The organism is Chitinophaga parva, assembly GCF_003071345.1.
GTDB lineage: Bacteria > Bacteroidota > Bacteroidia > Chitinophagales > Chitinophagaceae > Chitinophaga > Chitinophaga parva.
In genome coordinates this window covers 408314-421201 of the sequence record NZ_QCYK01000001.1, presented here as the reverse complement: position 1 = coordinate 421201, position 12888 = coordinate 408314, and the positions used below count along the sequence as shown (strand labels likewise).

At 53.9% G+C, this 12888-nt stretch carries 10 protein-coding genes; 5 read left to right on the top strand and 5 right to left on the bottom strand.

The features are described from left to right. Positions 1-195: 195 nt before the first annotated feature. Complete coding sequence (locus DCC81_RS01835) at positions 196-519, bottom strand: hypothetical protein (RefSeq protein WP_133177503.1); 324 nt, start codon at positions 517-519, stop codon at positions 196-198. A 522-nt stretch (positions 520-1041) separates the two neighbouring features. On the opposite strand from DCC81_RS01835, the gene carB reads away from it, so the two are divergent. The 5 genes from carB (at position 1042) to DCC81_RS01810 (ending at position 9690) form a co-directional block, all read left to right on the top strand. Next, positions 1042-3858 carry a carbamoyl-phosphate synthase large subunit gene (gene carB, locus DCC81_RS01830; protein WP_108684887.1) on the top strand — a complete coding sequence of 939 codons (2817 nt, stop codon included), beginning with the start codon at positions 1042-1044 and terminating at the stop codon, positions 3856-3858. Between the two features lie 119 nt (positions 3859-3977). Then, entirely contained in the window at positions 3978-6041 is a 2064-nt protein-coding gene (locus DCC81_RS01825; protein WP_133177502.1) for a ComEC/Rec2 family competence protein, read from the top strand. Positions 6042-6053: 12 nt separating this feature from the next. Continuing rightward, positions 6054-7571 carry a bifunctional phosphoribosylaminoimidazolecarboxamide formyltransferase/IMP cyclohydrolase gene (purH, locus tag DCC81_RS01820; RefSeq protein WP_108684885.1) on the top strand — a complete coding sequence of 506 codons (1518 nt, stop codon included), beginning with the start codon at positions 6054-6056 and terminating at the stop codon, positions 7569-7571. A gap of 96 nt (positions 7572-7667) precedes the next feature. Further along, positions 7668-8243 (top strand): RNA polymerase sigma factor, encoded by a 576-nt coding sequence (locus DCC81_RS01815; RefSeq protein WP_108684884.1) that lies wholly within the window; start codon positions 7668-7670, stop codon positions 8241-8243. Continuing rightward, positions 8236-9690: a carboxypeptidase-like regulatory domain-containing protein gene (locus tag DCC81_RS01810; protein ID WP_108684883.1), complete on the top strand. Its 1455-nt coding sequence runs from the start codon at positions 8236-8238 to the stop codon at positions 9688-9690. The genes DCC81_RS01815 and DCC81_RS01810 overlap by 8 nt, the downstream gene beginning before the upstream one ends. 182 nt (positions 9691-9872) lie before the next feature. On the opposite strand, the gene DCC81_RS01805 is transcribed toward DCC81_RS01810, so the two are convergent. From DCC81_RS01805 to gldD, 4 genes are all read right to left on the bottom strand, one after another. After that, positions 9873-10076 (bottom strand): YqaE/Pmp3 family membrane protein, encoded by a 204-nt coding sequence (locus tag DCC81_RS01805; protein ID WP_108684882.1) that lies wholly within the window; start codon positions 10074-10076, stop codon positions 9873-9875. Between the two features lie 31 nt (positions 10077-10107). Continuing rightward, positions 10108-11484 carry a LutB/LldF family L-lactate oxidation iron-sulfur protein gene (locus tag DCC81_RS01800; RefSeq protein WP_108684881.1) on the bottom strand — a complete coding sequence of 459 codons (1377 nt, stop codon included), beginning with the start codon at positions 11482-11484 and terminating at the stop codon, positions 10108-10110. A 165-nt stretch (positions 11485-11649) separates the two neighbouring features. Further along, complete coding sequence (locus DCC81_RS01795) at positions 11650-12231, bottom strand: DUF3109 family protein (RefSeq protein ID WP_108684880.1); 582 nt, start codon at positions 12229-12231, stop codon at positions 11650-11652. Positions 12232-12287: 56 nt separating this feature from the next. Continuing rightward, positions 12288-12887: a gliding motility lipoprotein GldD gene (gene gldD / locus DCC81_RS01790; RefSeq protein ID WP_108684879.1), complete on the bottom strand. Its 600-nt coding sequence runs from the start codon at positions 12885-12887 to the stop codon at positions 12288-12290. Position 12888 lies beyond the last annotated feature (1 nt).

Sequence of the window (12888 nt, the reverse complement as noted above, 5' to 3'; positions counted from 1 at the left end):
GGTCCTGGAAAGTGGAGCCTGCAACAGCCGGATACCACAGGTCTGTAGTGTCGCCATGCGAGATCGCTGCTTCCGGGGGAACAGGATTTTTTCATGGGGATCATTAAACACAAAGAAATGCGTGATACGTAATGGTATAGGTAATTATAACCGGGGTTTCGGCAGGGATGTTTATAGCGGAATGTAGTAAAAGGATTAGCGGGCAAACATGGCAAACAACACACCCACACCAATGAGGATGAGGCCACCAAAGCAATACCAGGGCGCTGCTTTTTGCAGGCCCATTTGCTCAATATGCGATTCCAGGTCCGGGTTAGGCAGGTACTTGTTGCTGTCTCCCTGGCGGGCCAGTACCCAGGTTTGGCTGATCGGGAACAGGGGAATATAGAACACGTGGGCTACACGCTGGCGCAGCTCAATGGAGTGCAGGCCGGTTTCGTCGGCGATCTGCAATTCGGCAAAGCTATAGCGTTTGGTAGTGAATGAGGTGGTGCCCCAGATCAAAAAGAACATATGCATAGCAGGAGGTTAAATGGTATGAATGTGAACGCAAACATATTATAAATATTTGTATAATTATAAAAAAATTTAATGTGAAATAAGCAGCACGCGGTGCTACGTCCGTACCGCACCTGCAGGTGCCACCACGGTACCCGGGGGAGGGCACGTGCAGCACAAATAGCGGTGTGCAGGTGGTAGCTCCGGGGCATACGGCTTCGTGACCTGCCGGTTGCATAACAATGCCCATTTCACCGCGCTGCACCGCAAAGCGTTCCATCCACCCGCGTACCGGCGCCGTTTTAGCCTGCAGCCAATGGCTGCACCAGCCGGGGAAAGCGCGGCCAATAGCGCCAAATCCCGGCATGCTGCCAGGCGGGCTTGTGTATCAGTACTCAATTGTATAAACAATATGTTTATATGATTGAGACTCAAATTTCATGTGGTATTCCGGTGAATATCCCGTAGTTTTGCACGATTTTTTTGTTCCCCCGCAGGATGCAGGAAGATCGCAGTTTTTCATTTTCAATACCAATATTAAAAATGCCTAAAGACTCATCTGTTAAATCTGTGCTTATCATTGGTTCTGGACCTATCGTAATTGGCCAGGCTTGTGAATTTGACTATTCCGGATCCCAGGCGGCCCGCTCCCTTCGCGAAGAAGGCGTAAAAGTGATCCTGATCAATTCCAACCCCGCAACTATTATGACAGACCCGATGATGGCAGACAGGGTATACCTGCTGCCACTCACGGTGGAAAGCATCGAACAGATCCTGGAAGAAAACCAGATAGATGCAGTGTTGCCTACCATGGGCGGCCAGACAGCCCTCAATCTCTGTAAAGAAGCAGACGAGTTGGGCATTTGGGAAAAATACAATGTGCAGCTGATCGGGGTAGACATTAAAGCCATCAACAAAGCAGAAGACCGCGAACTGTTTCGCCAGTGGATGATAGAAATGGGCATCCCGGTAGCTACTGCAAAAACAGCCAACTCCTTCCTTGAGGGTAAAGAATTTGCCCAGGAAATTGGGTTCCCGCTCGTGATCCGCCCCAGCTTTACCCTGGGTGGTACCGGCGGCGGTTTTGTACACGCACAGAAAGACCTGGACGAGGCCCTGAACCGCGGCCTGCAGGCATCCCCCATCCATGAAGTACTGGTAGAAAAAGCCGTACTGGGTTGGAAAGAATTTGAACTGGAACTGCTGCGCGATAAGAATAACAACGTGGTGATCATCTGTACCGTGGAGAACTTTGACCCCATGGGCGTGCACACCGGCGACTCCATTACCGTGGCCCCGGCCATGACCCTGAGCGATACCGCTTTCCAGGAAATGCGTAACCAGGCCATCCGCATGATGCGCGACCTGGGCAACTTTGCCGGCGGCTGTAACGTGCAGTTTGCCCTCAATCCTGAGACCGAAGAGCTGATCGCCATCGAGATCAATCCCCGCGTGAGCCGCTCTTCCGCCCTGGCCTCCAAAGCCACGGGTTACCCCATCGCCAAGATTGCCGCTAAACTGGCCATCGGCTACACCCTGGATGAACTGAAGAACCAGATCACCCAGACCACTTCCGCTTACTTTGAGCCTGCGCTGGATTACGTGATCGTAAAAATGCCGCGCTGGAACTTCGATAAATTTAAAGGTGCAGACCAGACCCTGGGCCTGCAGATGAAGTCTGTAGGTGAAGTAATGGCCATCGGCCGCACTTTCCCCGAGGCCCTGCAGAAGGCCTGCCAGAGCCTGGAAAACGATGCAGTGGGCCTGGGCTACTACGGTAAGTCCCTGCTCACCACCGAGCAGCTTTCCGAGCGCCTGAAAACGCCCACCTGGGACCGCGTTTTCCGCATCAAGGACGCCCTCATGCAGGGAATGTCCGTGAAGCACATCTACCAGCAAACCTTCATTGACCGCTGGTTCCTGCACCAGATCAATGACATTGTACTGTTGGAAAAACAGCTGGGTGAACATGACCTGGCCTCCGTGCCGGATGAAATGCTGAAGGAAGCCAAACACATGGGCTTCTCCGATGCACAGCTGGCCCTCATTTTTGGCAACTGTGAAGAAGACGAGGTATACGAAAAGCGGAAGGCGCTGGGCATTACCCGCACTTACAAAATGGTAGATACCTGCTCCGCAGAATTCCAGGCTAAAACACCTTACTTCTACTCCACCTTCGATACCGAGAACGAAAGCATCCGCTCCGACAAGAAAAAGATCATCGTGCTGGGTTCCGGACCTAACAGGATTGGCCAGGGTATTGAGTTCGACTACTGCTGCACCCACGGCCTGCAGGCCATCCAGGAGTGCGGTTTTGAAGCCATCATGGTAAACTGTAACCCCGAGACCGTATCCACCGACTTTGACATGGCGGATAAGCTCTACTTTGAGCCCGTGTTCTGGGAAAACCTCTGGGAGATCATTGAACTGGAAAAACCGGAAGGCGTGATCGTACAGCTGGGCGGGCAAACCGCGCTGAAACTGGCCCGCCGCCTGGAGGAAAAAGGCGTCAGGATCATCGGCACCAGCTTTGACAGCATGGACATTGCCGAAGACCGTGGCCGCTTCTCCGACCTGCTGAAAGCACTGGACATTCCCTACCCGCAATACGGTACTGCCTACACCACGGACGAAGCCATTGAAGTGGCCAAGGAAGTAGGTTACCCCGTGCTGGTGCGCCCCTCTTACGTACTGGGTGGCCAGCGCATGCGCATCGTGATCAACGAAGAAGAACTGGAGAACTCTGTACTCAGCCTGCTGAAGCACCTGCCCGGCAATAAGATACTGATTGACCACTTCCTGGACCGCTGCCAGGAGGCCGAGATAGACGCGATCTTTGACGGGGAGAACTTCCACGTGATGGGGGTGATGGAACATATTGAGCCCGCCGGCATCCACAGTGGCGACAGTAACGCCGTGCTGCCTGCCTTTAACCTGAGCCCCATGGAAGTAACCACCATGGAAGTGTATGCAGAAAAGATTGCCCGCGCACTGAATATCAAAGGCCTCATCAACATACAGTTTGCCATTAAGAGCGGCAAAGTAAGCGTGATCGAAGCCAATCCGCGTGCCTCCCGCACCACGCCCTTCATCGCCAAGGCTTACCAGGTGCCTTACCTGAACATTGCCACCAAGATCATGATGGGCACCCACACGCTGAAGGACTTTAAGATCGAGAAGAAACTGAAAGGCTTTGCCATCAAGGAACCGGTGTTCTCCTTCAATAAGTTCCCCGGTGTGAACAAGGAACTGGGCCCCGAAATGAAGTCAACCGGTGAAGCCATCCGCTTTATCAAGGACCTGAGAGATCCTTACTTCAGAACCCTCTACAAAGAGAAGAGCATGTATCTCAGCAAATAAATTACACAGCGGCGCTATGAAAATGGCGCCGCTTTTTTTTGCCCGTTAACGAATGCATTAACCATTGCCGGGGGGATAAAAATTACATTGCAGGACCTCAGCTAAAAATTGTTTGTCCCGTGCAATTGTTTGTAACTACGTTCTGCAAGAAAGCGCCTTTTGTGCGCCTGCTGCTGCCCTGGATACTGGGCCTGCTGTGGCAATGGCATTTCCCCGGAATGCACGGCTACCAGGTGTTTACGGCGGTGTTGCTTTGTGCGCTGCTCCTGGGCTTCCGCTATCTTCCTTTATCAAGACAGTATTTCCTGGCGCCCCTGCAAGGCCTGTTTTTATTCGTGCTGGTAATACAAACGGCATCGTATGTAGCGTGGCGCAATGATGTGCGGAACAATGCAGGTTGGTTTGGGCGCAATGCACCCGCGCCTTTGCAACTTGTGATAGATGCACCGGTGCAGCAAAGGCCCTATGGTTTCCGTACCACGGCCCGCGTGGTGGCGCAGTACACCACGCAAGGCTGGCAGCCGGCCTGCGGGGAAGTGCAACTATATGCCAAACCCGCTGCCAGCCTGCATCCTGGCGACAGGCTGGTGTGCACAGACAGTTTACAGCGCATACAAAACAGTGGTAATCCCGGTGCTTTTGATATAGCCGGCTACATGGCCGGGCAGCATATTTTCCACCAGGTGTGGCTCACGCCTGCGCATACATGGGTGGTGGGCAGAACGCCAATGCCGCTGTGGCAGCGCATCCTGGCGGCCTGCCGCCAGTACTGTGTGCGCACATTCCAGCGCTATGTGCCATCCCCACGCGAGGCTGGCCTCGCGGAAGCGCTGCTCATCGGGTACAAGGATGACCTGGACAAGCTGCTGGTACAGGACTACACGCAAGCGGGCGTGGTGCATATCATTGCTATATCAGGTATGCATTTGTTGTTGCTTTATGAAGCGCTGCTTTGGCTGTTGCAGGCATTGCCGGAAAAGCGTTGGTCCAGGGCCGTGAAGGCTGCGCTGATGCTGGCCGTGCTGTGGGGCTTTGCGTTGCTTACCGGTGGTGCTGCGTCTGTACTGAGGGCTACGTTGATGTACACCTTCATCACCGTGGAGCGGCTGGTAGTGCAGCGCTATACGAACCGTTATAATTTACTGGCAGCATCGGCCTTCCTGTTATTGTGCTATCAGCCAAGGCTCCTGCTGGACGTGGGTTTCCAGCTGTCTTACCTGGCGGTGCTGAGCTTAATGTTGTTCCAGCGAGGTATAGCCCGCCTGTATGTGCCCAATTCCCGTGCAGGGCGTTTTGCGTGGAATATGACCACCGCTACCTTGGCGGCGCAGGTACTTACGGTACCGGTAAGCATCTATTACTTTCACCAGTTCCCTAATTTTTTCCTGCTGGCAAACCTGGTAGCCATTGCCTTGTCAGAGCTGGCTATGTACGCATGCATCCTGTTGCTGGCGGTAGGCTGGGTGCCGCTGCTGGCGCGGGCTACAGGCTATGCGCTGTATGGATTGCTATACGCCATGAACACCTGGGTGCAATGGATAGGCCACCTGCCTTATGCGGTAAGTAATGGATTGTACCTGGGCGGGTGGGAAGTAGCGCTGTTGTATGCCGGTCTGCTGGCAGTGGCCACCTGGCTGCTGCTGCAATACCGGCAAGCATTCCGCTGGGCGCTGGTTTGCGTGGCCATGGTAGCACTGCTGCATGTGGCCCGGCTATGGCAGGCGGGCCGGCAACAGCTGATGGTGGTGTATAATATCCGCCGGCACACGGCCATAGACCTGGTGCAGGGCCGGCACGTAACCTTTGCAGGCGATACGGACCTGCTACAAGGCGGCGGTTTGCAGCAATACCTGTTGCCTGCGCGGCTGCCTTTGCAGATTACCGGGCAGCAAAACCTGGCCCCGGCACAACTCGTCTCTTTTGCCGGCCACCGCCTGGTGATCGTGAATGCCCCGCTGCCAGACATATGGCCGGTAAAAAAATGTAAGACGGATTACATTTTGCTGTCACATGATCCGCAAGTGGATATCAGGCAGTTGTTACAGCACTTTGATGCGGGCCGCTTTATTTTCGATGCATCGTGCAGCCCGGCTAAAATCAGGAAGTGGAAAAGTGACTGTGAGGCGCTAACTTTGCGTTTCTTCTCGGTTCCGGAGCAAGGAGCCTTCATTCAAAATTTCTAATCTTTCCGATACATGCAAAAGCAAATCAAATCCGCATTGATCTCCGTTTTCTATAAAGATAACCTGGAGGGCATTGTGAAGAAATTAGGTGAGCAGGGTGTAACTATTTACTCTACCGGCGGCACCCAGAAATTTATTGAAGACCTGGGCGTATCCTGCGTAGCGGTGGAATCCCTCACAGACTATCCTTCCATCCTGGGCGGACGTGTGAAGACCCTGCATCCTAAAGTGTTTGGTGGCATCCTGGCCCGTCGCGACAACCCGCAGGACCTGGAGCAGCTCAAGCAATACGCGATCCCTGAAATAGACCTGGTGATCGTAGACCTCTACCCGTTTGAAGAAACCGTGAAGAGCACTACAGAAGAACAGGCCATCATTGAAAAGATAGACATTGGCGGCCCCTCCCTGATCCGCGCCGCCGGCAAAAACTATAAAGACATAGTGGTGATTGGCTCCAAGGATCAATACGCAGACCTGGAAAACATACTGGCTAGCCAGGGCGGCGCTACCACCCTGGAAGACCGCCGCCGGTTTGCCGCAAAAGCATTTGAAGTGGTTGCCCACTACGATGCGGTGATTGCCAACTGGTGGATGAGGGACGAAGCTGCACCCGCTTACTTCCAGACCTCTGTACCCCAGGGCCAGGTAATGCGCTACGGCGAAAACCCGCACCAGCAGGCCACTTTCTATGGCGACCTGTCTGAGATCTTCAATAAGCTGCATGGCAAGGAACTGTCTTACAACAACCTGGTGGACGTGGACGCTGCCTGCCAGCTGATCGCAGAATTTACAGATACCACCTTTGCCGTGATCAAACATACCAACGTGTGCGGCATTGCCTCCCGCGCTACCCTGGTGGAAGCCTGGGTGGCCGCACTGGCCGGCGACAAGGAAAGCGCCTTTGGCGGGGTACTGGTGTGCAATAAACAAGTAGATAAAGCTACCGCTGCTTCCGTAAGCGAGATCTTCTTCGAGATACTCATTGCACCCGGCTTTGATGCTGATGCACTGGAAGTACTGCAGTCTAAAAAGAACCGCATCCTGCTGCAACAGCGGCAGCCGGTAAAGACCACCAAGATGTTCAAGAATGTACTGAATGGTGTGCTGGAACAGGGGATAGATAAGGGCAACTTTGAGAAATGGGAAGAAGTAGGTGCACAGCCGTCTACCGCTGCCCAGCGTGGTGACCTGGAGTTTGCCAACCTGGTGTGCAAACACCTGAAATCAAACGCCATAGCCCTGGTAAAAGATAAACAACTGATTGGTAAGGGCTGTGGCCAGACCTCCCGCATTGATGCCCTGCGCCATGCCATTGAAAAGGCCGGCCAGTTCAGCTTTGACCTGAAAGGTGCGGTGATGGCTTCCGATGCCTTCTTCCCCTTCAATGACTGTGTGAGCATTGCCCACGATGCCGGCATCACCGCGGTGATCCAGCCCGGGGGCTCCATCCGCGATGCAGATTCCATCACCTTTACCAAGGAACATGGTATGGCGATGGTGATCACTGGTATGCGCCACTTCCGTCACTAAGCCGGACCTCTCCGAAGCAGAAAATTGTAACCTGAAATTTAGAAAGCAGCCGCCTGTAAAGCGGCTGCTTTTTGCTATATTTCCGGCCGGTAGCCCATGAAGTTCATACAGCAACATACCCTCACCACTACAGACGATGCCTCGCTGATCCGGGAGTACAAAACCACCGGATCACTTGAATATTTGTCCGTACTCTACCAGCGCTATATGCCGCTGGTGTATGGGGTATGCCTGAAATATATGGATGAGGCCTCCGCCCAGGATGCGGTGATGGCCATTTTTGAAGAACTGGTATCCAAACTGAAGCAGCACGAAGTACAAAATTTCAAAAGCTGGCTGCACGTGCTGAGCCGTAACCACTGCCTGATGAAACTGCGGGCCATGAAGAGCCGGCAAGGCCTGGAAGTGCCCATGATAGCCGGCAGTTTTATGGAAATGGGCGAAAACCCACATCATGACGGTGAATACCAGCTGGAAGATCACCTGCAATCCATGGAAAAATGCATGGAACGCCTGCCTGCTGAACAAAAGCGCAGCGTGGACCTGTTTTATCTCCAGGAAAAAAGCTACCGCGAAGTGGCAGAGATCACCGGCTTTGAAATGAATAAAGTGAAAAGCTATATTCAGAACGGGAAACGCAATCTCAAAATCTGCATGGAACAGCATGGATAAAAAGAGCGCCCATATGGACCCACAGGCAATGGCGGAACTGATCCGCCGTTACTTCGCCGGTGAGCTGGACGATGCGGCCATGCATGCCCTGGAAAAACGGTCCCTCTCGGACCCGTTCCTGGCGGAAGCCCTGGAAGGTTTTGAGCAGCACCCCGCAGATCAAAGCGCCCAACTGGCCGCGCTGGAAGCCCGCCTGCAGCAACGCCTGGCCGGAGACGAGGCTACCGCGCCTCCGCTTGCGGCCACCACCGCCGGCCAGCCGGAAACACCCGTGGTAAAGATGCGCCACTTTGATTACCGCTGGGCTGTCGCAGCCGCCGTACTACTGCTGGTGGCGGTGGGCGGGTACCAATGGTTGCACCAGGATAACAGCAGCGCTAAAACCACCATTGCACAAGAAGTGCCTGATCATGCAGACAGTACCACAGTTACGGCTGTCCCCGCATCCATTGCGCCCACGCCCGCGGGTTCAGACAGTAGCCTTGCAGCCGTGGCCGCCGCGCCGGCGCTGAAAAAGCCTGCCGCCCCTGCCCCGGCTATCACTAAAGCGCAACGCAGCACCTGGGCAGATAGCGCCCCTGCTGCCCCTAAAGAATATTTTGATGGAGGAGGCACTCCTGGTGCTATAACCCCTGCAAGCCCACGCGTGGCAATGGAACGAACGACCACCCAGGTGCGCGCAGACAGCACCACCAGCGGTTACCTGAATTTTGAGCGCGCCCCTGATGAGACAATGGCCTTCAAAAAAAAGAGCGCACGCTTGCCTGCTAAGCCGGCCGCGGAATTGCAAACCTTTGGCTCAACGCCAGTCAATGGCAATGCAGATAGCCTCATCGCCGGCTTTGATAAAAATGTGGCCAGCGGCCTGGCCGTGAAAGGCAGGGTAGTGGACGAAAAAGGAACACCGCTGCCGGGTGTAGTGGTGCGTTACAAAGGTGCCTCTACCGCCGTGCAAACCAATATGGACGGGCTTTTCAGCCTGCCGGCCAATGGCATTGATGCCCGCAAGGTAGAACTGCAATACGTGGGATTCAATAAAATAGATACCCTGCTCTATGCCTCAAATGATGTAAAAAATCTTACGCTTAAACAAGACTCCCAGGGCCTGAACGATGTAGTGGTGGTAGGCTATAGCACCGGTGCCAGCTCCTCAGACGCGCTGCCTGGATATGAGGCGCCCCGTCCCGAGGCGGGCTACGACAGTCTGCAGCGCTACCTGAACAAATCACTGCAGGTGGCTGGCGCCCGCCATACCAAAATGCGCATTGTGTTTACTGTAACCCCCGCCGGCAAGCTCGAAAATTTCCGCATTCTCAACGGCGTCAGTGACTTTGTAGATCAGCAGGTGATAGAGTTGCTGAAAGAAGGTCCCGCATGGAAACCCGCATCAGACGCCCGCCCTGCCAAGGTAAGGCTGGCAGTGAAGGTGCCGGCGCCAAAGAAATAGTGCCCGCGGGATGATGCGATTTGCAGTTGTTGCCTGACGGCGGTAACCATCGCAGCACAATCATACCTCATTACAAAAGCTTGCAGCCTGCCCATTACAACGCGGTGGCATTGGCCCCAAAAGCAAAAAAGGCACAGGAACAATGTCCTATGCCTTCCCGGGTATTTCCCCCGATAACCAGTTTAAATGTTTGAATTTTTAATAGCCCGCACCAGGCGCCGGTTGCGGCGGTTTTCCCGCGCTTCCTGGAGGGAGATCACCGCCCAGATAGCGGCCGGGATCCAGCCTATCAACGTGATTTGCAGGATGAGGCAAAGAATGCCGGTGAGGATGCGGCCTCTCAGCATGAAAGAAAGCCAGGGCAACAAAATAGCAAGCAGTGTCATAATCGTAACGTTGTGTGTATTAAAAATACGATTATTTCCTTCTTTCTTTCCAAAGCTGGTTAAAGGACTTGGGGGCAAAGATGGGCAGTGCGCGGTCATCGCCCCAGGCCTTGGCAAACAGGCGGCTGATCACGAAATTCTTCATGCGCCCGCCGGCTGCGTTCATCAGGCTGCGGTGCAGGCTGGCCTGCTTCCAGCCATACCATGCCATCTTTTCACCGCCACCGGTGAAGTTCTCTTCCACGGCTTTATGGCGGTTGTGCAGTAGCAGCTCGTGCAGGTTAATGCGCACAGGGCACACTTCTGTACAGTTGCCGCATAGTGAGGAGGCATAACTGAGGTGCATGTAGTTCTCCATACCGGCCAGGTGAGGTGTGATCACGGAGCCAATGGGGCCGCTATAAGTAGTGGCGTAGCTGTGGCCACCTATGTTCTTATATACCGGGCAGGCATTGAGGCAGGAGCCGCAGCGGATGCAGTACAGGGCCTCGCGGGCTTCCACGTCTTGCAGGATGTTGGTGCGCCCGTTGTCGAGGATCACCACGTACATTTCGTCCGGGCCATCCGGCTCGCCTTCCTGGCGGGGGCCGGTAATGATGGTGTTATAGGAAGTGATCTGCTGCCCGGTACCGAAAGTGGCCAGCAATGGCCAGAACAGCGCCAGGTCATTGATGGAAGGCAGTATTTTTTCCAGGCCTACCAGGGCAATATGCGTTTTCGGGAAAGAGGTGGTAAGGCGTGCGTTACCTTCATTTTCGGTAATGGCAATGCCGCCTATATCTGCGATCATGAAGTTAGCACCGGTGATACCCACTTCTGCCTGGGTGTACTTGGCACGCAGGGTATCGCGGGCCACCAGGGTCAGTTGTTCGGGGGAAAGGGTAGGATCCGTACCCAGCTTGTCTGCAAAGAGGCGGGCCACGTCTTCCTTGCTCTTGTGCATGGCCGGCGTTACAATGTGGTAAGGCGGCTCCTCATCCAGCTGCTGGATATACTCCCCGAGGTCTGTTTCTACGGATTCAATATTGTGCTTGGCCAGGAAATCATTGAGGTGGATCTCCTCTGTGGCCATGGATTTGCTCTTAACGATGGTCTTGCAGTTCTTGGCCTTGCAAATGGCCAGGATCTCCGCCTGTGCCTGTTCTGCATTCTCGGCCCATATCACTTTTCCGCCGCGCTTAATGAAATTAGACTCAAAGTCTTCCAGGAATTTATCCAGGTGCTCAATGGCGCGCCACTTGGTGTTCTTGGCCCTTTCCCGGGCGGTCATGATGTCGGCAAACTGGCGCTTGCCGCCTACTACGGCTGCATTGTATTTACCGATGTTGTAATTGATCGTTTGCCGGTGCTGCAGATCGGCCGCCTTCTCTTCACTTGCCTTCAGGAAAGTGGATGCAGATGGATGCATATGCGGGTCAGTTAGTTAGTAGTAAAAGCGAAAGATAAGCATTGGGGGCCAAAGCCCTGTCATGGTGTGTACCGTATGATTATCCTGGTGCAAGTTTAATCAAAAATCCGGCCACCGGCGCGGTATTTCTTGCCAAAGGCTGATACGATCTTGCAGTGTTGCGGATTATTGATCCTGGCGGGGGAATGACTTCTTCGCGATCTTGTCCAGCACTTCATAAAATTCCGTGCCGTAAGCGCGGATGATCGCATCGCGGAGAAAGCGGTATACCGGTACTTTCAGTGCCTTGCCGTTCTTGCAGGCGGCCTTGCAGATGTCCCAACGGTCGTAGTTCACGGCTTCCCAGGTATCGTACTTTTTAACGCGGATGGGGTAGAGGTGGCAGGAGATAGGTTTCTTGAAATCCACCTTGCCATCGTTATATGCTTTTTCGATGCCGCAACCGGTAATGCCGTTTTCATCCACCGTGGCATAGGCGCAGATGCCGCCGTTCACAATGGGTGTTACATAACCGTATTCATCATCGATGGTATGATAGCCGGTTTTTTCGATCTCGGCAATGCCTTCAGCGCGCAGGTAGGGCTTTACAGCGGGATAGATCTTTTTCAGGGTCTTGAGCTCCTGTTTATTCAACGGGGCGCCGCAATCACCGGCCACACAGCAGGCCCCTTTGCAGGCGTTCAGGTTGCAGACAAACTGCTCCTCCACCACTTCGTCACTGATATATTTATCGTCAATTATGATCATAGCTAAACCGCTTCCTTGCTGCAAAGGTCCCTTAAAAATTCACAAAAAACAATTACCTATCTCCACTTCAGCGTTTGTACCATGTGCCACATATCCTCCTGCAGGAACTGGTGCACGGGGGCCAGGGAGTCTGCATTGGGGGTAGCGTCAAAGTAGAGGGCGCCGCGCAGGAAATGATGGACGCTGTCTGTAGCATAGAATTGCTTGGCGGAAGCCGCGTCTCCCTCCACGTCGTAGAAGAGTCCATACACGTCGTTAGGCGTGTGGATGGGCTTTTCATTGATGGAGGAGGCTTTGAGGGTGTGCTTGTAGGTGAGCTTAAAGGCGTCATTGACCAGCTTCTCGTAGGAATTGCCGTTTTTGCCTATTTCCTTGTAGCTCATGTACACCTTGCCATTGAGGGAAGGAAATTCCAGGTTGATCCACCAGGGATTTTCGGCTTTTTCCCCGAAGAAGAGGGAATCTTTTACCACTTTGGCGTATACGGGATATTCAAAGGTGTAAGGGTAGCCCGGCTCGTTGAATACCTGGTATTTTCTTTCCGGGAATTTGATCTTGAAATAACCCCTGGGCTTCGGTGTGAAAGTTTGCTCACAGCCGGCCAGGAATACCAGCAGCAGGGCGCTGCCGGCTATCAGGCGCAGTACTTTATTCACA

Bases quoted from the DNA above. Each gene is read 5' to 3' on its own strand.
- DCC81_RS01805 (WP_108684882.1), bottom strand. From the start codon at position 10,076: ATGACACTGCTTGCTATTTTGTTGCCCTGGCTTTCTTTCATGCTGAGA.
- DCC81_RS01810 (WP_108684883.1), top strand. From the start codon at position 8,236: ATGGATAAAAAGAGCGCCCATATGGACCCACAGGCAATGGCGGAACTG.
- purH (WP_108684885.1), top strand. From the start codon at position 6,054: ATGCAAAAGCAAATCAAATCCGCATTGATCTCCGTTTTCTATAAAGAT.
- DCC81_RS01800 (WP_108684881.1), bottom strand. From the start codon at position 11,484: ATGCATCCATCTGCATCCACTTTCCTGAAGGCAAGTGAAGAGAAGGCG.
- DCC81_RS01835 (WP_133177503.1), bottom strand. From the start codon at position 519: ATGCATATGTTCTTTTTGATCTGGGGCACCACCTCATTCACTACCAAA.
- DCC81_RS01815 (WP_108684884.1), top strand. From the start codon at position 7,668: ATGAAGTTCATACAGCAACATACCCTCACCACTACAGACGATGCCTCG.
- DCC81_RS01795 (WP_108684880.1), bottom strand. From the start codon at position 12,231: ATGATCATAATTGACGATAAATATATCAGTGACGAAGTGGTGGAGGAG.
- carB (WP_108684887.1), top strand. From the start codon at position 1,042: ATGCCTAAAGACTCATCTGTTAAATCTGTGCTTATCATTGGTTCTGGA.